Annotated in this window: 21 protein-coding genes and 1 pseudogene; 17 read left to right on the plus strand and 5 right to left on the minus strand. The window is 70.1% G+C overall.

The window, feature by feature from the left end; translation table 11 throughout:
• Positions 1–8: 8 nt before the first annotated feature.
• From ABI385_RS01045 to ABI385_RS01090, 11 genes and pseudogenes are all read left to right on the plus strand, one after another.
• On the plus strand, positions 9–647 hold the full coding sequence (locus tag ABI385_RS01045; RefSeq protein ID WP_348101872.1) for a class I SAM-dependent methyltransferase: 639 nt from the start codon (positions 9–11) through the stop codon (positions 645–647).
• 109 nt (positions 648–756) lie between these two features.
• Positions 757–1,308, plus strand: coding sequence for a MarR family transcriptional regulator (locus ABI385_RS01050; RefSeq protein WP_348101873.1), 552 nt, complete (start codon positions 757–759; stop codon positions 1,306–1,308).
• Between the two features lie 30 nt (positions 1,309–1,338).
• Complete coding sequence (hemL, locus tag ABI385_RS01055) at positions 1,339–2,709, plus strand: glutamate-1-semialdehyde 2,1-aminomutase (RefSeq protein ID WP_348101874.1); 1,371 nt, start codon at positions 1,339–1,341, stop codon at positions 2,707–2,709.
• Positions 2,706–3,350 (plus strand): histidine phosphatase family protein, encoded by a 645-nt coding sequence (locus ABI385_RS01060; RefSeq protein WP_348101875.1) that lies wholly within the window; start codon positions 2,706–2,708, stop codon positions 3,348–3,350. The genes hemL and ABI385_RS01060 overlap by 4 nt, the downstream gene beginning before the upstream one ends.
• Before the next feature lie 8 nt (positions 3,351–3,358).
• Entirely contained in the window at positions 3,359–3,964 is a 606-nt protein-coding gene (locus tag ABI385_RS01065; RefSeq protein WP_348101876.1) for a TlpA disulfide reductase family protein, read from the plus strand.
• Between the two features lie 6 nt (positions 3,965–3,970).
• Positions 3,971–4,726, plus strand: coding sequence for a cytochrome c biogenesis protein CcdA (locus ABI385_RS01070; RefSeq protein ID WP_348101877.1), 756 nt, complete (start codon positions 3,971–3,973; stop codon positions 4,724–4,726).
• Positions 4,727–4,736: 10 nt separating this feature from the next.
• Entirely contained in the window at positions 4,737–6,320 is a 1,584-nt protein-coding gene (locus ABI385_RS01075; RefSeq protein ID WP_348101878.1) for a cytochrome c biogenesis protein ResB, read from the plus strand.
• A gap of 3 nt (positions 6,321–6,323) precedes the next feature.
• Entirely contained in the window at positions 6,324–7,370 is a 1,047-nt protein-coding gene (gene ccsB / locus ABI385_RS01080) for a c-type cytochrome biogenesis protein CcsB (RefSeq protein WP_348101879.1), read from the plus strand.
• A 21-nt stretch (positions 7,371–7,391) separates the two neighbouring features.
• On the plus strand, positions 7,392–7,712 hold the full coding sequence (locus tag ABI385_RS01085; protein WP_348101880.1) for a DUF4229 domain-containing protein: 321 nt from the start codon (positions 7,392–7,394) through the stop codon (positions 7,710–7,712).
• Positions 7,713–7,924: 212 nt separating this feature from the next.
• Positions 7,925–8,053, plus strand: a pseudogene (locus tag ABI385_RS18415) (type IV toxin-antitoxin system AbiEi family antitoxin domain-containing protein); the annotation flags it as partial.
• A gap of 273 nt (positions 8,054–8,326) precedes the next feature.
• Positions 8,327–8,947 (plus strand): hypothetical protein, encoded by a 621-nt coding sequence (locus ABI385_RS01090; RefSeq protein ID WP_348101881.1) that lies wholly within the window; start codon positions 8,327–8,329, stop codon positions 8,945–8,947.
• A 44-nt stretch (positions 8,948–8,991) separates the two neighbouring features.
• Here ABI385_RS01090 and ABI385_RS01095 read toward each other — a convergent pair whose 3' ends face one another.
• From ABI385_RS01095 to ABI385_RS01110, 4 genes are read right to left on the minus strand one after another with little or no spacing between them, the layout of a single operon-like run.
• Positions 8,992–9,867 carry a 1,4-dihydroxy-2-naphthoate polyprenyltransferase gene (locus ABI385_RS01095; protein ID WP_348101882.1) on the minus strand — a complete coding sequence of 292 codons (876 nt, stop codon included), beginning with the start codon at positions 9,865–9,867 and terminating at the stop codon, positions 8,992–8,994.
• A gap of 60 nt (positions 9,868–9,927) precedes the next feature.
• Positions 9,928–10,182, minus strand: coding sequence for a PLD nuclease N-terminal domain-containing protein (locus ABI385_RS01100; RefSeq protein ID WP_348101883.1), 255 nt, complete (start codon positions 10,180–10,182; stop codon positions 9,928–9,930).
• Between the two features lie 39 nt (positions 10,183–10,221).
• Positions 10,222–11,418, minus strand: a complete 1,197-nt coding sequence (gene menE, locus ABI385_RS01105) for an o-succinylbenzoate--CoA ligase (protein ID WP_348101884.1) — start codon at positions 11,416–11,418, stop codon at positions 10,222–10,224.
• Between the two features lie 15 nt (positions 11,419–11,433).
• Entirely contained in the window at positions 11,434–12,870 is a 1,437-nt protein-coding gene (locus tag ABI385_RS01110) for a class II fumarate hydratase (protein ID WP_348101907.1), read from the minus strand.
• Positions 12,871–12,952: 82 nt separating this feature from the next.
• Here ABI385_RS01110 and malQ point away from each other — a divergent pair, with 82 nt between their 5' ends.
• Positions 12,953–15,184, plus strand: a complete 2,232-nt coding sequence (gene malQ / locus ABI385_RS01115) for a 4-alpha-glucanotransferase (RefSeq protein WP_348101885.1) — start codon at positions 12,953–12,955, stop codon at positions 15,182–15,184.
• 37 nt (positions 15,185–15,221) lie between these two features.
• On the opposite strand, the gene ABI385_RS01120 is transcribed toward malQ, so the two are convergent.
• On the minus strand, positions 15,222–16,145 hold the full coding sequence (locus ABI385_RS01120) for a 1,4-dihydroxy-2-naphthoyl-CoA synthase (RefSeq protein ID WP_407068208.1): 924 nt from the start codon (positions 16,143–16,145) through the stop codon (positions 15,222–15,224).
• Between the two features lie 18 nt (positions 16,146–16,163).
• Between ABI385_RS01120 and ABI385_RS01125 the strand changes: the two genes are divergently transcribed.
• The 5 genes from ABI385_RS01125 to ABI385_RS01145 all read left to right on the plus strand — a co-directional run bounded on the left by ABI385_RS01125 (position 16,164) and on the right by ABI385_RS01145 (position 21,251).
• On the plus strand, positions 16,164–16,649 hold the full coding sequence (locus ABI385_RS01125; RefSeq protein WP_348101887.1) for an NUDIX domain-containing protein: 486 nt from the start codon (positions 16,164–16,166) through the stop codon (positions 16,647–16,649).
• Between the two features lie 75 nt (positions 16,650–16,724).
• Positions 16,725–17,702, plus strand: a complete 978-nt coding sequence (locus tag ABI385_RS01130) for an o-succinylbenzoate synthase (protein ID WP_407068210.1) — start codon at positions 16,725–16,727, stop codon at positions 17,700–17,702.
• Positions 17,703–17,746: 44 nt separating this feature from the next.
• Positions 17,747–18,406 carry a 3-keto-5-aminohexanoate cleavage protein gene (locus ABI385_RS01135; protein WP_348101889.1) on the plus strand — a complete coding sequence of 220 codons (660 nt, stop codon included), beginning with the start codon at positions 17,747–17,749 and terminating at the stop codon, positions 18,404–18,406.
• Positions 18,407–18,516: 110 nt separating this feature from the next.
• On the plus strand, positions 18,517–19,917 hold the full coding sequence (locus tag ABI385_RS01140; RefSeq protein WP_348101890.1) for an FAD-binding oxidoreductase: 1,401 nt from the start codon (positions 18,517–18,519) through the stop codon (positions 19,915–19,917).
• A gap of 62 nt (positions 19,918–19,979) precedes the next feature.
• A complete protein-coding gene (locus tag ABI385_RS01145) occupies positions 19,980–21,251 on the plus strand; it encodes a class I SAM-dependent methyltransferase (RefSeq protein WP_348101891.1) in 1,272 nt (423 codons plus the stop codon).
• The last annotated feature ends 11 nt before the right edge of the window (positions 21,252–21,262 follow it).

A 21,262-nucleotide genomic window follows, 5' to 3' on the forward strand; every position in this document is an offset into this window, starting at 1 on the left:
CTGTGGCGATGGACGCGCACGAGGCCGACGCCAGGTCATGGTTCGACCGGCTCTATGTGGCGGCGGACCGCGGGGAGGTGGTCGTGCCATGGGACCGCGGCACTCCCAACCCGTTGCTCGTGCAATGGGTGGAGGACGGCGGCCTCGGTGGGCGCCGGCCACGCACCGTGGTGGTCGGTGCCGGTTATGGACGCGACTCTGAGTACCTCGCCGCGCTCGGGCTCCCCACCTCGGCGTTCGACCTGTCGCCGGCGGCCGTCGCCCGGACCCGCACGAGGTTCCCCGAGTCCTCCGTCGACTACCGGACCGCGGACCTGTTGTCGCTGCCGCCGGAGCTGCACCAGGCATTCGACCTGGTCGTCGAGAGCATGACCGTGCAGGCGTTGCCCGAACCCGAGCGCAGTCGCGCCATCCACGCGGTGCCCACCCTGGTCGCGCCGGGTGGGACGCTGCTCGTCATCGCCTTCGGGCACGACGGCCCAGCCGCCGAACGCGATCGGGTCGAAGGCCCACCGTGGCCTCTGCTGCGCGAGGACGTCGAGTCGTTCGGCGACGACGGGCTCGAAACGGTCCGCATCGAGCGCCTCGTCGGTGACGACCAAGCCGATGTCGTCCGTTGGCGTGCCGAGCTGCGCCGGCCTGGGTAGCGCTGAGGTCAGCGCGAACCGGTCCTGCTGGTGACGGCCCGAGCCGGGAACTAGGCGCTGGTCAGGGGGCGTTGCCCGTTAGAATCGGGTCAATAGCTGTGGGGGGACCATGAGCACGCAGACGACGCAGGCACCGCCGGACGACGAGGTGTCGGCCGGGTGGCTTACCGACTCCGAACAGACCTCCTGGCGGGCCTATCTGCGTGGGAGCCGCCTGCTCGAGGAGGCGCTGGACCGCGATCTGCAGAGGCAGGGGTTGCAGCTCAGCGAATACGAGATCCTCTCCATGCTGTCGGAGACCCCGGGACACCGGCTGCGGATGTCCGAGATCGCCGATCTCGTCGTGCAGTCGCGCAGTCGCCTCACGCACACGGCGTCTCGGCTGGAGAAGCGCGGCTGGGTGGAGCGGCAGGCCTGCCTGGCCGACCGGCGCGGCGTCGAGCTCGTCCTGACGTGTGAGGGATATACGCGGCTGGCCGAGGTGGCTGCCGTGCATGCGGAAGGCGTGCGGCGACTCCTGGTCGACGTGATGCCCCCGGCCCAGTTCGCCGCGCTCGGCGCGGCCATGGAGCTCGTCCGGGACGCCAACGCCAGTGGTCACCAGGACGCAGTTGCCGCCGACTGTGCCCGCGCCGACGCCGCGCTCGACGCCGACGGCTGAGCCCACAGGCCGGCTTGCGACAATGTCGGTATGAGTGCCCCCGCCGACGCGAGCCCACGCCGCGCTAGCGACGTCTACCCCTTCGAGGCGCCGGCGTCGGCCGCGCTGTTCGACCGGGCCGCAGCCGTCATCCCCGGTGGCGTCAACTCCCCGGTCCGGGCGTTCCGGGCCGTCGGCGGCACCGCCCGGTTCGTTCGCGAGGCCAAGGGTCCCTGGCTGACCGACGCCGACGGCCGGCGCTATGTCGACCTCATCTGCTCCTGGGGTCCGATGATCCTCGGGCACGCTCACCCGGACGTCCTGGCCGCTGTGCAGGATGCGGCGACCCGGGGCTTCAGCTTCGGCACCCCGTCGGAGAACGAGGTCGCACTCGCCGAGGAGATCGTGCGGCGAGTCGAGCCGCTCGAGCAGGTTCGCCTGGTCAACAGCGGCACGGAGGCCACCATGTCAGCGCTGCGGCTGGCCCGCGGGTGGACCGGGCGCTCGGTGGTCGTGAAGTTCGCCGGGTGCTACCACGGCCACGTCGACTCCCTGCTGGCGGCGGCCGGTTCCGGGGTGGCGACGTTCGGGATGCCGGACTCCGCAGGCGTACCCGCCTCTGCCGCGGCGGACACGATCGTGTTGCCCTACAACGACATTCACGCGCTCGAGGCGGCGTTTGCAGAACGTGGTGACGAGATTGCTGCCGTCATCACCGAGGCTGCCGCTGGCAACATGGGCGTTGTCCCGCCGATCCCGGGGTTCACCGAGGCGCTGCTGCGGGTGACCCACGCACACGGCGCCCTGCTCATCAGCGACGAGGTGATGACGGGGTTCCGGTGCTCGCGGTCTGGGTGGTACGGCCTGGAGGGCCCGTATGCCTCGGGCGCGCCGGACCTGTTCACCTTCGGCAAGGTGATGGGGGGCGGCTTCCCGACGGCCGCGTTCGGGGGCCGGGCCCAGCTGATGGCTCTGCTTTCCCCGACCGGTCCGGTCTACCAGGCGGGCACCCTGTCCGGTAACCCCGTCGCGACCGCCGCCGGTCTCGCCACGCTGCTCGGGTGCACCGACGAGGCATACCGGCGGCTCGACGTCGTCAGCCGGACGATCGCCGAAGCCGCCACAGCCGCGCTGACCGCAGAAGGCGTCCCGCACGTGGTCCAGTGGGCCGGCTCGATGTTCAGCGTGTTCTTCCGGGAGGCACCGGTGACGAGATACGACGAGGCGCGCGACCAGTCCACCGACGCGTTCGCGGCGTTCTTCCACGCGATGCTGGCCCGTGGTGTCCACCTGCCCCCGAGCGCGTTCGAGTCGTGGTTCGTCAGCGCCTCGCACGACGACGAGGCTGTCGAGACGGTCCTCGACGCACTTCCCGACTCGGCCCGTGCTGCGGCCCGGGTGTTTGCGACAATGAGCCCATGACCCCTGTACGCACCGTGCTTCACCTCATGCGGCACGGCGAGGTGTTCAACCCCGCCGGCGTGCTCTACGGACGGTTGCCCGGTTATGTCCTGTCCGACCTGGGTCAGGAGATGGCGCAGGCGGTCGCGGACTATCTCGCGGGCTACGACGTCACCTATGTCGTCGCGTCCCCCCTCGAACGGGCGCAGCAGACCGCCGTGCCCATAGCGGGGGCGCATAACCTGCCGGTGCACAGCGACGAGCGGCTGATCGAGGCCGACAACATCTTCGAGGGCAAGACCTTCGGGGTCGGTGACGGGGTGTTGGCGCAGCCATCGATGTGGCGGCATCTCGTCAACCCGTTCCGGCCCAGCTGGGGTGAGCCCTACGAGGTGATCGCCACCCGGATGCTCGATGCCATCGGCGATGCCCTCGTCGCGGCCGCAGGCCACGAGGCCGTGCTGGTCTCCCACCAGCTTCCGGTGTGGACGGTGCGCAACAGGCTGGAGGGCAACCGCCTGTGGCACGACCCGCGGCGGCGCGAGTGCTCACTCGCCTCGTTGACGTCGGTGACCTACCTGGACGGCGAGCTCACCTCGGTGGCCTACAGCGAGCCTGCCGGTGCTCTGCTCGCGAAGGCGGCCAAGAGGGCGGGCGCGTGACGGTTCGTATGCCTCGGGCCTCGGGCGTGCTGCTGGCCGGAGCGCTCTGTGCCGTGGCGCTGTTCATCGGCGCCTGCTCGAACGACGCCAACTCCGTTGCGGCGCAGGCAAAGGCTGGTGACAACAAGGGATACGTGGCTGGTGACGGCACCGTCGAACAGCTGAGCCTGGAACAGCGAGCGACACCGATCTCGCTGTCGGGAGCCACGGTGGACGGGGGCAGCTGGTCGTCGGCCGACCACACCGGCAAGGTCGTCGTCGTCAACGTGTGGGGTGCGTGGTGTCCTCCGTGCGTCGAAGAGACACCGACTCTGCAGCAGGTCTCGGCTGCCATGACGTCAGCGGGCAAGCCGGTGACGTTTGTCGGCATCGACCTCAGGGACAGCCCGGCGACCGCACTGGCGTTCCTCAAGGCCAACGGCGTGACCTACCCCTCGATCAGCGACTCGGTAGGCAAGGGTCAACCGATGCTCGCGCTGCAGGGCAGGGCGCCAGCGACACCCACCACGCTCGTGCTCGACCGGCAGGGCCGGGTCGCCGCCAGGATCCTCGGCCCCACGACCGTCACGACTCTGACTGCCCTGATCGACGACGTTGTCGCCGAGCAGGCCTGAGCCGACGTGTCCAGTCCGGTGGTCAGCGCGGCCCTCCCGTTGGCGCTGGCCGTCGCCCTCGCTGCCGGCGCCGTCTCGTTCGCGTCGCCGTGCGTGCTCCCGCTCGTCCCGGGCTTCCTCGGGTACGTCACCGGTCTCTCTGACGTCCCGCTGGAACACCGGCGTCGGTCCCGCCTCGTGCTGGGGTCACTGCTGTTCGTGGCCGGGTTCACGTCTGTGTTCATCGCGCTGTTCGCCGTCGCGTCGACGCTGACCTACTCCCTGCGCGAGCACCTCGACATCCTGACCCGCGTCGGCGGCGGCGTCGTGATCCTCATGGCGCTGGTCTTCCTCGGGGTCGGTTCGCAGGCGGGGCTGCAACGCACCACCGGCCCACGCTGGCGACCGGCTGCCGGGCTCGCCGGGGCGCCGCTGCTCGGCGCCGTCTTTGCGCTCGGCTGGGCTCCTTGCACCGGCCCGACGCTCGCGGCGATCCTCGCGCTCACCGCACCGCTCGGAGCCGACACGGGTTCGGTGGGCCGAGGGGTCACCCTCGCCGTCGCGTACTCCATCGGCCTGGGGCTGCCGTTCGTCCTGATCGCGGCGGGGTGGTCCGTCGCCGGCCGGACCAGCGTGTGGCTGCGCCGACACCAGCGGGGCGTGCACCTCTTCGGCGGTGGGCTGCTGCTCGCCGTCGGGGTGCTCATGGTCTCCGGCCTCTGGACCACCCTGGTTGCATGGCTGCAGACCCAGCTGGTCGGCAGCTTCGTGACGGTGCTGTGAGGCGGGGCTGATGGCGACCCAGACCAGGGAGCCCATCACCCAGCCGCGGCTCGGACCAGTCGGCTGGGCACGGTGGGGGTGGCGAACGCTGACCTCGATGCGGACGGCGCTGTTCCTGCTGCTGCTGCTGTCCGTCGGGGCCGTCCCCGGGTCGATCTTCCCGCAGCGGTCCATCGACGCCGGGCGCGTCGCCGACTACCTGGTCACCCACCAGACGACCGGACCGTGGCTCGACCGGCTGGGCTTCTTCGATGTCTACTCGTCGGTCTGGTTCTCGGCGATCTACCTGCTGCTGGTGATCTCCCTCATCGGGTGCATCGTCCCGCGCAGTCGCCTGCACTGGCGCACGCTGCGGTCCACCCCGCCGCGGGCACCGCGCAACCTCGACCGGCTCGACGCATACGAGGTGGTCGAGTTCGCCGGTGAGCCGGCTGCCGCACTGAACGCCGCTCGAGAAGTATTGCGGCGCAAGCGGTTTCGTGTCGCGTCGCACGATAGGCACACAGTGAGCGCGGAGAACGGCTACCTGCGTGAGACCGGCAACCTGGTCTTTCACGTCGGGCTCTGCGTCGTCATCGTCGGGGTCGCGATCGGGCACCTGTTCGGGTGGCGCGGCGACGTGATCGTGCCCGACGGCGGCAGCTTCGCCTCGACGCTGTCGTCCTACGACACCTTCTTGCCAGGCCCGTTGACCAACCCTGAGAACCTGCCACCGTTCACGGTCACGCTCGACTCGATGGAGGCGACCTTCGAGGAGCAGGCGGGTGGGGCGCAGTTCGGGGCTCCCCGCAGCTTCTCGGCCAAGGTGACGACCACCGAGGCCCCCGGCTCGCCGGCGCAGCACGAGGAGATCAGCCCGAACCATCCGATCACCCTCGACGGCACTGACGTCTACCTGCTCGGCAACGGGTATGCGCCGGTCGTGACGGTCCGCGACGCCGCCGGCGCAGTCGTCTACCAGGAGGCGACGCCGTTCCTCGCGCAGGACAACACCTACACTTCCGTCGGCGCGATCAAGGTCGGCTCCGCCCGGCCAAAACAGCTGGCGTTCAGCGGGTTCTTCCTGCCGACAGCGGAACCCACGGACGCCAACGGCCCGGTCTCGATCTTCCCCGACCTGCGCAACCCCGAGCTAGCGCTGTCGGTCTGGGAGGGAGACCTCTATGCCGTTGGCCGGCCGCAGTCGGTCTACACGCTCGACACCGCGACGCTCACCCAGGTCACCAAGGCCGACGGGACGCCGCTGCTGATCCGGCTCGCGCCGGGACAGACCTACCAGCTGCCCGGGGGGCGAGGGTCGATCAGCTTCGACTCGGTGGACCGGTTCGCCGGGCTGTCCGCGCGGGTCGACCCGGGCAAGGAGCTCACCCTGGTCGCCGCGCTGGCGACGATCCTCGGCCTGGTGGCGTCCCTGCTGGTCCGCCGGCGGCGGGTGTTCGTCCGCGTCCTGCCTCCCGCGGGGCTGCCGACCGATGCGAGCGAGTCGGGGACCTCGCGTACCGTGGTGGCTATCGGTGGCCTCGCCAGGTCGTCCGACCCGGGGCTGGGCGCCTTGGTCACCGAGATCCGTGACGCGTTGAGCAAAGGACACTGAGGGATGCCGTCGACCACGCTGGTGGGGTACTCCAACCTCGCGCTCTACTCCGCGATGGCGGTCTTCACGGTCGCGATGCTGCTCTTCGCGTTCCACCTCGCGGCCCTCGAACCCGTAGTCGAAGCACACGAGGCCGTGGGCGCGCGCAAGCACCGCGGCCGGCGCTCTCGCGAGCTCGTCAACGTCGGGTCGGCCTCCGCTGCGCGCGTCTCGTCGGGTGCGCTGGCAGACGCTGTCACCGCCGTACGGGCCGATGCCGACGGCGGGCAGCCACCAGCGACCCCCCGGGCCCGCAAGCTCGGCGGCATCGCCTTGTCGCTCTCCTGGCTGGGCACGTTCATCCTCATCGCCTCGGTCGTGATGCGCGGGCTCGCTGTGATGCGGCCGCCGTGGGGCAACATGTTCGAGTTCGCGACGGCCGGGTGCGCGGCGCTCGCGCTCGCCTACTGCGCGCTGGCTCGGCGACGACAGTGGGAATGGCTGGGGCTGTTCGTCATCGGTCCGGTGCTGCTGACCCTCGGTCTGGCGATGTTCGCCTTCTACACCGACGCGGCCGAGCTCATGCCGGCGCTCAAGAGCGTCTGGCTCGTGATCCACGTAACCGTCGCATTCCTCTCGGTTGCGGTTTTCACGATCGGGTTCTCCGTCGGGATCGTCTACCTCGTGAAGCTGCGCCGCGAGGCGACGGCGACCGCCGACGGACCGGTACGCCGCAGCTTCATGGAGAGCCTGCCGACCGCCGCGTCCTTGGAGCGGACGGCATACGGGCTCAACATGGTCGGCTTCATCCTGTGGACGTTCACCCTCGTGGCGGGCGCGATCTGGGCGCAGAAGGCGTGGAGCTCCTACTGGACGTGGGACCCGAAAGAGGTCTGGACGTTCGTCGTCTGGGTCGTCTACGCGGCGTATATGCACGCGCGGGCGACGGCGGGCTGGGAGCCGCGCAAGGCGATGTGGATCGCGCTCGCCGGCTATGTGTGCATCCTGCTCAACTTCACCGTCGTCAACCTGTTCTTCACCGGGCTGCACAGCTACTCGGGTCTGAAGTAGGCCGGCAGCAGGGACCGCGCGATGCTCAAGTACACCGTCTTCCGGCTGATGATCTTCCTGGCCTGCCTGCTGCTCTTCTGGCTCGTCGGTCTGCGTAGCCCGGACCAGCAGGTGCTGCTGCTGCTCCTGTCGGCCGGCACCTCGCTGGTGATCTCGTTCTTCGTGCTGCGACGCCAACGTGACGAGTTCTCCGAGCGCGTGGCGGCCAGGGTGGAGCGCCGGCAAAAGGCCCGGCAGACGATCGTCAGCGAGGACGAGCTGGCCGAGGATGCCGAGCTCGACGCCGACACCCAGCAGGACGCCGACACCCAGCGGGACGCCGACGACCGCCACACCCCTTGAGCGGTCCACCCCACCTCGTACCGAACTCACACCTTCTCTGACCGAACTCACGTGTTCCCTGGTTTCGTGGTCTCGAGAGTGGCGTTTACCCGGTAACTCGTGTGTTGAGTGAGGTTGTCCACACCCCCGCTGCGCGAGTCCCACGATCCACAGGAGCGGCAGAAGAGCTCACGGCTCGGCGGTCCCGAGAGCAGGGTCGGGCCATGTTCAGGATGTCCACCGCTCCCGCCGTCCACCTGTCCCAGGTCTTCAGCCGTGCCGATGCTCTTGCTCTGGGGATCACCGACCTGGGTCTCGCGGGTCTGGTCCGACGCGGCGAGCTGACTCGCCTGAGACCCGGACTGTATGCCAGATCCGGCCCCGACGACCCGGAGAGTCGAGCGGCCGACCACGTGGCCGAAGCCAGGGCCGGCTTGAGCCGACGCGGTCCTGGACATGCAGTCAGCCATCTCAGTGCCGCTGCGGTGTTCGGGCTACCGCTTCCGCTGGGACCCGCTGGTTTCGTGCACCTGACTGTGGTTGCAGGTACGCCGAGGAGCAGGCGATCTCCCCGGACGATCGTCCATCACTGCGACTCAGGGCCTACGCGGACCACCTGTGTCGATGGGCTCGAGGTGACGAGCGTCGCAAGAACCGTGGCCGACTGCCTTCGCCTCTGGGGAGCGCGAGTCTCGGTTCCGATCGTCGATGCCGCATTGCGAGCGGGTCTGGTCTCGCCGGACGAGATCCTCACGGAGCTCGACGCCCAGCGGCGCTGGCGCGGCCGACCTCGGGCCTACCAGACTCTCCCCTTGGTCGACGGGCGCCGTGAGTCGTGGCTGGAGTCATACGCCTTCGTGCTGTTCAACGAGTGGGGCCTCGAGACACCGACGCCACAGCTGGTCGTCCTGAACTCACGAGGGCGGTTTCTGGGCAGAATCGACGGCGGTTGGCTCAGTGAGGCGACCGTCCTGGAGCTCGACGGTCGCGGCAAGTACGCCGACCGGCCTGACGAGGCGTGGGCCTTGGAGAAGAGCCGCTATGACGCGATGGGTAACCTCGGCCTCGAACGGGTGCGTTTCGGGTTGGCTGACCTGTTACGTCGACCGGAGGAGGTCCGGACCGAGATCCGCGATCGGAGAGCGGCGGGCTCGGCTGCGAGATTCTCGGGCCGTTTCGTGGTCCCCGACCCCACCGGGCTCACGTTCTCGCCGGTTCTGGCCACCCTGGACCCCATAAAACCCTCAAGCATGTGAGTCCGGTCGGGAAAGGCGTGAGTCCGGTGGGCAGCGCAGGGCCGTCAGTGCAGGGCGATGCCGACGGCCAGCAGCAGGGACCACGCCAGCTGGGTGATCCCGGTCCGGGCCAGCACCGGCACCAGGTCTGCCCCCGCCGCCCCGGAGCGCAACGTCTGCACCGCCGGCCACAGCAGCGGGTATGCCAGCAGGGCCACGAGCGCGAACGGGTGGCCCAGAAGCGCGGCGCCGACGCAGACGAGCACCGACAGGGCGACCAGCCCGAGGTAGAGCAGCTTCGTGTGCGACTCCCCAAGCCGCACAGCAAGGGTCATCTTCCCTGCGCCCCGGTCGGAGGGGATGTCGCGCAGGTTGTTGGCGACCAGCACGGCCGACGCCAGGGCGCCCACCCCGACCGCCCCGAGAACACCGGCCCAAGAGAGCGTCAACGCCTGCGTGTAAAGCGTTCCCAGCGTGGCCACCAGGCCGAAGAACACGAAGACGAAGACCTCACCCAGCCCGAGGTACCCGTACGGGTGCCGCCCGCCGGTGTAGTACCACGCGGCGAGCACGCAGGCCGCGCCGACCGGCAGCATCAGCCAGGCCTGGCTGAGCGCCACCAGCGCGAACCCGCACAGACCTGCGAGGAAGAAGGCCAGCAGGGCCGCCAGCCGCACGTCCGAGGGGTTGGCCAGATCCTGGCCTACCAACCGCACCGGCCCGACCCGGACGGTGTCCGTGCCGCGGATCCCGTCGGAGTAGTCGTTCGCGTAGTTGACCCCCACCTGGAGGCAGAGCGACACGACCAGGGCGAGCAGCGCATAACCCCAGATCGTCTGGCCGAGCGCGTATGCCGCACCAGTCCCGACCGCGACCGGAGACACGGCGACGGGCAGGGTGCGAGGGCGCCCACCCTGAACCCACTGGGAGAACGTGGCCATGCTTGTCCCTCATGCCCGATCTGCAGCTGACGACGCGCCCTGATGACGCGCCCTGATGGCTTAGAGGTTACGCAGGAAGTCCGGGTCGTCCTCGGGGCCACGCGGACCGGTGGCCGGGCGACCTCGCGGTGGAAGTGAGCGCTCGCGGCCGGCGAGCAACCACGCGATCGGCCCGACCCACGGAATGACGATCACGACGACCAGCCAGGCGATCTTGGGAAGGTAGCGCAGCTGTGACTCGGTGGTTTGGAGGCAGTCGACCGCGGCGAAGATGGTGAGCGCCATGCCCACCAGGATGATCACCACACGCAGCACCGCAGTTGTCCTTCCGGGCAGCCGACACTCAGTCGAGGGTCAGGTCCCTAGTGTCTCATCGAAGGCGGCGACGAGCGCGCCGCGGTCGGGCTTGCCGGGTCCCCGCAGGGGGATCGCGTCCAGGACCAGCAGCCGGTGCGGCAGGGAGTGGTCCGGCAGGATGCCGCGTAGAGCAGTGCGCAGGTCCCGCACCGTCAGCGACGGGGCGCCGCGGCGCAGGGTGACCGCAGCCGACACCGCCTGACCCCAGGTCGGGTGGTCGGTGCCGACGACCACCGCGTCGAGCACTCCGGGCACGAACCGGACGATCGCGTCCTCGACAGGCCCCGGGGCCACCTTGAGGCTGCCGGTGTTGATCAGGTCGTCCGCACGTCCGGTGATCCGCAAGTGTCCGTCGCCGTCGAGCGAACCGAGGTCGTCGGTGCGGAACCAGCGCTGTCCGTCGGAGTCGACGGTGAAGCAGTCCCGGGTCGGGCCTGGCCGCCCGAGGTAGCCGAGCGCCACGGTGGCGCCGCCGAGCACGACGTGGTGGTCGTTGTCGATGTGCACGTGGCTGACCGGCAGCGGCAGCCCGTCGTAGACGCACCCGCCGGCGGTCTCGCTCATCCCATAGGTCAACACCGTCCGTACACCGGCTCGCGCCGCGCGCGACACGTCCAGGTCCGTCGTGGCCGCGCCGCCCACCAGGACGCGGTCATAGGACGCGAGAGCCCGCGTCCCAGCGGGGTCGTCCAGGAGACGGGTCAGCTGGGTGGGGACGACGGCGGTATAACGTCGACCGCCGTTCGCGGCCATCTCGGCGGTGAGGGCGACGAACGCGGCGACATCGAAGCCGTTCGCGAGGTCGAGCACACACGGCGTCGTCCCGCCGACCACCGAGCGTACGAGCACCTGCAGGCCGGCGATGTGGTAGCCGGGCATGGCCAACAGCCATGATCCGGGTCCACCGAGGACCTCGTGCGTGGCGGTGGCAGAGGCCACGAGAGCGTCCGCGGTGAGGAGGGCGAGCTTGGGGGTACCGGTCGAACCGGACGTCGGGACGACGACGGCCACACCGGCCGGTATGTCTGACCCAGCGAGCTTGTCGACGACAGCCGTTGTGCCGCTGGGACCTCCGGCCGGGACCGGGAGGACGGGTGCCTCCCCGCCGAGCGCATCAGTCAGCCGAGCGAGCAGGGACCGGACATCCTGCGGCGTGGGGTCGCGAGGGACCTCCAGGCGCCGCAGACCGGTCATGGGCAGAGCCTATGTTCAGGGTCGGCGCGTCATCGACATCACGTCGAGCGCTGCGTCCAGCTGCTCCTGCGTGAGCAAGCCGTCCGCCACGAAACCCTTCGCGATGACCACCTCACGGATCGTCTTGCCCTCCTTGAGGGCGGTCTTGGCGACCGCCGCGGCGTTCTCGTACCCGATGTAGCGGTTCAGCGGCGTGACGATGCTCGGGGACGACTCCGCGAGGGTGCGAGCGTGCTCCTCGTGCGCCGTGATGCCGTCGACGCATCGGTCGGCGAGCAGCCGGGAGGCGTTGGCCAGCAAGCGGATCGACTCGAGCACGTTGCGCGCGATCACGGGGAGCATGACGTTGAGCTCGAACGCCCCCGACGCCCCTGAGAACCCGACCGTCACGTCGTTGCCGATCACCTGCGCGCAGACCATCACGGTCGCCTCGCACACCACGGGGTTGACCTTGCCCGGCATGATCGACGACCCCGGCTGGAGGTCGGGGATGGCGATCTCGCCGAGACCCGCCCGCGGGCCGGAACCCATCCATCGCAGGTCGTTGCAGATCTTCACCAGCCCGACCGCGATGGTCCGCAGCACCCCCGACGCCTCGACGAGGCTGTCCTGCGACCCCTGCGCCTCGAAATGGTTGCGTGCCTCGGTCAGCGGCAGACCCGTCTCGTCCGCGAGCAGCCGGATCACCGCGTCCGCGAACCCCTTCGGCGTGTTGATGCCTGTCCCGACGGCGGTTCCGCCCAGCGGCAGCTCGGCGACACGGGGCAGCGCGCCGTCGACGCGCTCGACCGCATACCGGATCTGCGCGGCATAACCGCCGAACTCCTGGCCGAGGGTGACCGGCGTCGCGTCCATGAGATGGGTGCGCCCGGCCTTGACCACCTCGGCGAACTCGATCTCCTTGCGCCCCAACGACTCTGCCAGATGTTTCAAAGCCGGGACGAGGTCACGCACGAGCGCCTCGGTGACCGCGAGGTGGATGGCGCTGGGGAAGACGTCGTTGCTGCTCTGGGAGGCGTTGACGTGGTCGTTGGGGTGGACCTGCGCGTCTGCGGCACGTGAGGCCAGGGTCGCGATGACCTCGTTGGCGTTCATGTTGCTCGAGGTGCCCGAGCCGGTCTGGAACACGTCGATCGGGAATGCGTCGTCATGGCGGCCGGACGCCACCTCCCCGGCGGCGGCCACCACCGCCTCCGCCACGGCCGCGTCGACGACACCGAGGTCGCTGTTGACGCGAGCGGCGGCACCCTTGATCCGGCCGAGCGCGCGCACCAGGGCGGGTTCGATCGGGGTGCCCGAGATGGGGAAGTTCTCCACGGCCCGCTGAGTCTGCGCGCGCCACAGGGCTTCTCGGGGCACCCGCACCTCGCCCATGGTGTCGTGTTCGACTCGGTAGGCCGACTGCTGGACGTCGTTGTCGATGCTCACCCCCTCAGTCTGCCCCCGCGGCATCAGCGACTCGCACACCCGTCGGTATGCGTCCCCGTCCCGGGCCTGCTGGTCGCCGGCGCGCGGGTCACGGCAGGATGGCGGCATGGAGCCGACGTCGCCGTCCGACCCGCTCGTCGCCCTCGCTCGGGCCCATGGGGTCGCCACCGACTACTGGGACTGGCAGGGTTGCCATGCCCCGATTGCCGCGACGACGATCGTCGCGGTCCTCGCCGCTCTCGGCATCGCTGCTCAGACGTCAGACCAGGTCGAGTCTTCCCTGCTAAACGTCGACGAACGGGCCTGGCGGCGGACGCTGCCGCCGACGGTCGTCACACGCGAGGGATGGTCGCCGTGGGTGCCGGTCCACGTTCGCGATGGCGACCGGGTGACTCTCACGATCGACCTCGAGGACGGACGCGTCTGGGAGGTCACGCAAATCGACCACCTTGTGCCCAGCCGGCAGGTCGATGGTGTCGAGGTCGGTGAGGCGACGTTCGAGCTGCCGTGGAACCTGCCGCTCGGATGGCACCGGCTGGTCGCTCACCTCGACGCCGCGGCGCTCGACCCGACGTCGACGACGGCCACGCTCGTCGTCACCCCACACCGGCTGGACCTGCCGGCAGGGCTGGACGATCGTCGGGCCGTGGGGTTGGCGGCCCAGCTCTACCAGGTGCGGTCACGACGGTCGTGGGGGTCGGGCGACCTCGGCGACCTCGCGGACCTGGGCGCCTGGGCTGCCGACGCGCACGGGGCCGACTTCGTCCTGGTCAACCCACTGCACGCGGCCGAGCCGGTCGCGCCCATGGAGCCGTCGCCCTACCTCCCGACGACGCGACGGTTCATGAACCCGCTCTACCTGCGCGTCGAAGACGTCCACGAGATGAGCCGGCTCGAACCCATCTCCTTCGAGTACGTCCAGGGTCTGGCCGCCCGGGGACATGCCCTCAACGACAGCGAGGGGGTGGACCGCGACGCCGCGTGGGCGCTCAAACGACAGGCGCTCGGCCTGCTCCACGCCGTCGGCCTGACAGGGGCCCGGGCGCGCGACTACCGCAGGTTCCGCGAGACGCAGGGAGAGGGGCTGACCGCATACGCGACCTGGTGTGCCCTGGCCGAGACCCACGGGCTGCCGTGGACCGCCTGGGGCGGACCGCTGCGCGACCCGGCCAGCGCCGAGGTGGCGACCTTCCGGGAGGAGCACGCCGCGCTGGTCGACCTGCACTGCTGGATGCAGTGGCTCCTCGCCGAACAGGTCCGGCTCACCCAGTCCGCACTGCGCCGCAGCGGAATGCGGCTGGGCATCATCGAGGACCTGGCCGTCGGTGTCGCGCCGGACGGGGCGGACGCCTGGGGGCTGGCCGACGTGCTCGCGCGCGGAGTGACAGCAGGAGCACCTCCCGACCAGTTCAACCAGCTCGGTCAGAACTGGGACCAGCCGCCGTGGAGGCCGGATCGCCTTGCGGAGCAAGGGTATCAGCCGTTCCAGGACATGGTTCGTGCTGCCCTGCGGGACTCGGGTGGGCTGCGGATCGACCACGTCATCGGCCTGTTCCGGCTCTGGTGGGTCCCCGACGGGCTGACACCGGACCAGGGCGCCTACGTGCGGTACGACCACGAGGCGCTGATCGGGATCCTCGTGCTCGAGGCCCAGCGCGCCGGCGCCGTCGTCATCGGCGAGGACCTCGGCGTCGTCGAGCCGTCCGCACGCGACTACCTGCTCGAACGCGGGATACTGGGGACCTCGATCCTGTGGTTCGAGTGGGATGGTGACACACCGCGTCCGCCCGAGAGCTACCGCCGGCTGTGCCTGTCGTCGGTGACCACGCACGACCTGCCGCCCACCGCCGGGTACCTGGGGTTGGAGCACGTGGCGATCCGCGAGCGACTCGGTCTGCTCACCCGCACCCACGCGCAGGAGGAGGCCGCCGAGCTGACAGCCATCAACCGGGTCCGTGACGCGTTAGTCGACCGAGGACTGCTCGACCCCAGGGCGGCAGCGGCGGTCGAGACCGCCCAGGACGAGGACGCGGCCGCGTCGACCGGCTCCGGTGAGGTGTCCGTGGCATACCAGGGGGAGCGCACCGTCGACGAGGTGGTGGCTCTGCATCGCTGGCTCGCCCAGAGTGACAGCCGAATGCTCGCCGTCGCGCTCGCGGACCTCGTCGGCGACCGACAGGCCGTCAACCAGCCCGGGACGATCGACGACTACCCCAACTGGCGGGTGCCGCTGACCGGGCCGAGCGGGATCCTGGTCACCCTCGAGGACATCACCTCCGAATGCGGCGCCGACGGGGCGACGGCGACCCGGATCTTTCAGGCACTGCAGCCACCCTGACGCCGGGATGAGCAGGGCCGTTCAGCAAAGCAGCAGGTCAGAAGTACCAGGGGAACGGCGACCAGTCGGGGTCGCGCTTCTCGAGGAACTGGTCGCGTCCCTCCACCGCCTCGTCGGTCATGTATGCCAGCCGGGTCGCCTCCCCGGCGAACACCTGCTGTCCCATCAGCCCGTCGTCCACGAGGTTGAACGCGAACTTGAGCATCCGCTGCGCCTGCGGGGACTTGCCCATGATCTCGCGCGCGACCTCCAGCGCCTCGACCTCGAGCGATTCGTGCGACGCCACGATGTTGACCGCTCCCATCCGGTGCATGTCGTCGGCCGAGTAGGTGCGACCGAGGAAGAAGATCTCGCGCGCCACCTTCTGTCCGACCATCCGCGCGAGGTAGGCCGAGCCGTAACCACCGTCGAACGAGCCGACGTCGGCATCCGTCTGCTTGAACCGCGCCTGCTCGCGCGAGGCGATCGTCAGGTCGCAGACGACGTGCAGCGAGTGCCCACCACCGGCCGCCCACCCCGGGACGACCGCCACGACCACCTTGGGCATCGTGCGGATCAGGCGCTGCACCTCGAGGATGTGCAGACGGCCTCCGGCGGCCTTGACCCGTGCCTCGTCGACCGTCTCCGCGGACTCTCCCGACGCGTACTGGTAGCCCGAGCGGCCACGGATCCGTTGGTCGCCGCCCGAGCAGAACGCCCACGTGCCCGAGGCCGCCGGGCCGTTGCCGGTGAGCAGGACGGCGCCGACGTCGGGTGTCATCCGCGCGTGGTCCAGGGCCTGGTAGAGCTCGTCGACGGTGTGTGGCCGGAACGCGTTGAGGACCTCGGGCCGGTCGAAGGCGATGCGGACGGCGCCCAGGTCGCGCGCCCGGTGGTAGGTGATGTCGGAGAAGGCGAAACCCTCGACGACGTCCCAGGCCTGTGGGTCGAAGATCTCGCTCACGGCGGGCGTTTCCGGCACGGGTGCAAACATACGGGTATGCCGACACCGGACTTCATCGTCGAGCTGCGACGGCACGTGGGCCAGTCGCTGTTGTGGCTGCCTGGCGTGGCGGCCGTGGTCCTCCGGCCGCACCCCGTTAGCGGTGCGGACGAGGTGCTGCTGGTCCGACGCGCGGACACGGGGTCGTGGACGGTCGTGACCGGCATCCTCGACCCGGGAGAGGAACCCGCGGTGGGCGCGGTCCGCGAGGTCCTCGAGGAGACCTGCGTGGTCGTCCGGGCCGACCGGCTGGTCTGGGCCCACTCGACGCCCGAGATCGAGTTCGTCAACGGCGACCGGTCGACGTTCCTCAGCCTGTGCTTCCGGTGCTCCTGGGTCAGTGGCGACCCGCGACCCGGCGACGACGAGTCGAGCGACGCCGGATGGTTCCGGCTGGAGGCGCTGCCCAAGATGGCCGAGAGCCAGCTGCGCCGAATCGAGCTCGCCGTCGCCAACGCGCCCGAGGCCGTCTTCGCGCGATGACGAGCCGATGATGAGCCGGTGACAAGCCCTGGTGACGTGGGTCGCCTGCCCACGTCGGCCGAGATCCTCGCCCGGATGCGGGTGGTGAGCATCCCGATGCGCACCCGGTTCCGCGGTGTCGACCACCGTGAGGCGGCGCTCTTCGAGGGCCCAGCCGGGTGGGGTGAGTTCTCGCCGTTCCTCGAGTACGGCGCCCTGGAGTCGGCTCGGTGGCTCGCCGCGGCGGTCGAGGCGGCATGGGACGGCTGGCCGGAGCCGGTTCGCGCGTCCGTCCCCGTCAACGCCACGGTCCCCGCCGTCCACGCGTCCGAGGTCGCCGGCGTGCTTGGCCGCTACGACGGGTGCACGACTGTCAAGGTCAAGGTCGCCGAGCGCGGCCAGTCTCTGGCCGACGACCTCGACCGGGTCGCGGCGGTCCGCGACGTGATGGGGCCCGCCGCGCACATCCGGGTCGACGCCAACGGGGGGTGGGACCTCGACCAGGCGGCCGACGCGCTGGCGAGGCTGGCCGCATACGGGCTGGAGTATGCCGAGCAGCCGTGCCTGAACGTCGAGGACCTCGCTGCGCTCCGAAAGCAGCTGGCGCACCACGGGATCGACGTGCTCATCGCGGCGGACGAGTCCATCCGCAAAGCCGAGGACCCCGTGCGCGTGGCACGCGCGGGGGCCGCCGACATCGTCGTGGTCAAGGTGGCACCGTTGGGTGGCGTCCGTCGCGCGCTGGACATCGCGCAGCAGTGCGGGCTCCCGACCGTGGTGTCCTCGGCGCTCGACACCTCGGTGGGGATCGCCGCGGGCGTTGCGCTGGCGGCAGCGTTGCCGAGCCTCGACTTCGCGTGCGGGCTCGGGACCGTCGAGCTGCTCGCCGACGACGTGGCCCGCCCCCCACTGGTACCCGTCGCAGGCGAGATCGTCTGCAGACCGGCCCGTGTCGACCCCGACAAGATCGAGGCCCTCGCTGCGCCGGCCGACCGCGTCGAGTGGTGGCGCACCCGCGTCGAGGCGTGCCACGCGATGCTGTCGGGCGGCGGGGGGAGCATGCAAAGGTGCTGAAGGTCTGCCTGAACGGGAGCCGGGGGCGCCACGAGCGTGTCCCGGTGACTCCCGGTCAGCTCGCGCTTGCGGCGGCTGCTGCAGTCGAGGCAGGCGCGGACGCCGTGCACGTCCATCCGAGGGGTGACCTCAGCCGGGAGACCCTCGACTGGGCTCTCGTGTCGCTTACGCTGGAGGCCGTCCGCGAGGCCATCCCCGGTGTCCGGGTCGGCGTCAGTACGCACGCGGGCATCGTGCCCGACCCGGTGGAACGGCTGGCCCTGGTCCGCCGGTGGCCGCATCCCGCCGACGGGGGGCCGGACTTCGCGAGCGTGAACTGGCACGAGGAGGGCGCCGTGGAGCTGGCGCTGGCGCTGCGGACACAGGGCATAGGCGTCGAGGCGGGGATCTGGACGCCGCGAGCCGCGGGCTCGTTCGTGGCGACGAGCTGGCCATGGCAGGTCGAGCGTGTCCTGGTCGAAGCCATCCCCAGACGCACCCCAGGCGGGTACGGCACCTGGGCGGCCGAGCGGATCCTCGCCGCCCTCGGACCCCAGCCCGCTGCGGTCCTCGTCCACGGTGAGCAGGAGTGGGCCTGGCCGGTTCTCCGGCTCGCCCAGACCCTCGGGCACGACACCCGGATCGGCCTGGAGGACACTCTGTACGACCAGGTCGGCCGCCGGGTCGAGACCAGCGCCGAGCTGGTCCGGCTCGCACTCGCCTAGTCGCCCCACGCTCCAGAGATCGGCCCGCCTCCGACAGAGGTCGGACTAGTTGCACCGCCCAACTACCCCCGGCGCGCACGCTGTCCGCGGCTGCTGGTTTCATATGGGTCGTGGCGCGTCCCTCACCTCGGTATGTCGGCGAGCCCCGGCACCGGGCTGCGGTCCTCCACCTGCTCGACCAGGTGGGGGCCTTGTCCGACGATGCGCCCGTCCGTCTGGGCAAGCGCACGTCGAACCTCTTCCGGCAACGCACGTCGACGGACACCACCCGCCTCGACGTCTCCGACCTCACTCACGTCATCGCGATCGACGTCGACGCGCGCACCGTGCACGTTCAGGGGATGACGACCTATGAGGACCTGGTCGACGCCACCCTCGCGCACGGCCTGATGCCGCTGGTCGTCCCCCAGCTGCGCACGATCACCATCGGCGGCGCCGTCACGGGCCTCGGCATCGAGTCCTCGTCGTTCCGTTCGGGTCTGCCGCACGAGTCCGTGCTGGAGATGGAGATCCTCACCGGCGACGGGGAGGTCGTCGTCGCGACGCCCGACGGCGCTCACGCCGAGCTCTTCCGCACCTTCCCGAACTCCTACGGCTCTCTCGGGTATGCCGTCAGCCTCATCATCGAGCTCGAAGCCGTGCACCCCTTCGTGGTCCTGCGGCACGTCCGCTTCGACCGGGTGGAGGCACTGACCGATGCCGTCGCGGCGATCGCGGCGGACCGCGTCTGGGCGGGCGAGCCCGTCGACTTCCTCGACGGGGTCGTCTTCAGCCGGCACGAGGCATACCTGACCCTCGGCACCTGGGCCGACACCCTCGACGCGGCCGAGCAGCCCAGCGACTACACCGGTCAGCAGGTCTTCTACCGGTCGATCCGCGAGCGCGACCGGGACGTCCTGACCGTCCATGACTACCTCTGGCGGTGGGACACCGACTGGTTCTGGTGCTCACGCGCCTTCGGAGCCCAGCACCCCCTCGTCCGACGGCTGTGGCCACGTAACAAGCTCCGCAGCGACGTCTACTGGAAGCTGGTCGCCTTCGAGAACCAGCACCAGGTCATGTCCCGGATCGACGCGCACCGCGGCCGTCCCGCTCGCGAACGCGTCGTGCAGGACGTCGAGATCCCACTCGGCCGCACGGCCGAGTTCCTCGACTGGTTCCTGCGTGAGGTGCCGATCGAGCCGGTCTGGGTGTGCCCCATCCGGCTGCGCTCGACGACCCTGGAACCCTGGCCGCTCTACCCCATGGATCCTGGCGAGCTCTACGTCAACGTCGGGTTCTGGTCGACAGTGCCGATCGAGCACGATAAAAAGGACGGGGACGTCAACCGGGTCATCGAGGATCAGGTGGGGCGGTTCGGGGGGCACAAGTCCCTCTACTCGGACGCCTACTACGACGAGCCGAGCTTTGACCGGCTCTACGGTGGAGACGACTACCGGCCCGTGAAGAAGCGCTACGACCCCCGCGGACGACTACCCACTCTCTACGACAAGGCGGTGCGCAGACGATGACGATGACGAGGAACAGAACAGCAGGGTCCGGGAGTGCCACAGCGGTTCTCGCGGGTGCCCGGATGACGGTGGCCGAGGCGTTCGAGCAGGTGTTCGGCACCGACGCACCGGTGCGCTTCGACGCCTACGACGGGTCGTCCACCAGCAACGCCGATGCCCCGATGTCGATGTCCCTGCGCAGCAAGCGTGGTCTGGACTACCTGCTGACGGCTCCCGGTTCGCTCGGACTGGTGCGCGCTTACCTGATGGGAGACCTCGTCATCGACCCGATGGACGAGGGTGACCCCTACGACGTGCTGCGGTTCATCGACGACGAGGTACATCCGCAAAAGCCCACGCGCGCCGAGTTCCCCGGTCTGGCGGGGTTCGTCGCAGCCAACCGGCCGCGGGTGCCGGAGCTGCCACCCGAGGAGACGCCGGGACCGGTACGCCGGCTGGCCTACGGACTGACGCATGCGCGCAGCCGCGACGCCGCCGCGATCCACCACCACTACGACGTCTCCAACCGGTTCTACGAGATGCTGCTCGGCCCGTCGATGGCTTACACCTGCGCCGTCTACCCGACCGTCGACGCGTCGCTCGAGGAGGCCCAGGACGAGAAGTTCGACCTCGTCTGCCGCAAGCTCGGACTGGAGCCCGGCATGCGGCTGCTCGACGTCGGGTGCGGCTGGGGCGGGATGGTGCGGCACGCCGTGATGCACTACGGCGTCACCGCGATCGGTGTGACGCTGTCGAAGGAGCAGGCCGACTGGGGTGCCACGCGGATGGAGCGTGAGGGGCTGGCCGACCGCGGTGTCATCCGGCACGCCGACTACCGCGACGTGCGGGAGAGCGACTTCGACGCAGTCTCCTCGATCGGGCTCACCGAGCACATCGGCGTCGGCAACTACCCCGCATACTTCTCGTTCCTGCGCGGTCGGCTGCGCGAGGGCGGACGGTTGCTCAACCATTGCATCACCCGGCCCGACAACGAGCACGCCGGCCTCCCGTCTCGGGGGTTCATCAACCGCTACGTCTTCCCCGACGGTGGGCTCACCGGTTCCGGGGACATCGTGCGGGTCATGGAGAACGAGGGTTTCGAGGTCCGCCACCAGGAGAACCTGCGCGAGCACTACGCCATGACGACCCGTGACTGGTGCCACAACCTGTCGCGCAACTGGAACGACGCGGTCGACGAGGTCGGACTGGGCGTGGCCCGGGTGTGGGGTCTCTACCTGGCCGGGTCGCGGCTCGGGTTCGAGCGCAACAGGATCCAGCTGCACCAGGTCCTGGCGTCGAAGTCGACCGAGCTCGGCGACTCCGGGTTCGCTCTCCGACCCACCTGGGGCAGCTGACTCGGGTCTGC

This window comes from Lapillicoccus sp. (assembly GCF_039935575.1).
Taxonomy (GTDB): Bacteria; Actinomycetota; Actinomycetes; order Actinomycetales; family Dermatophilaceae; genus Lapillicoccus.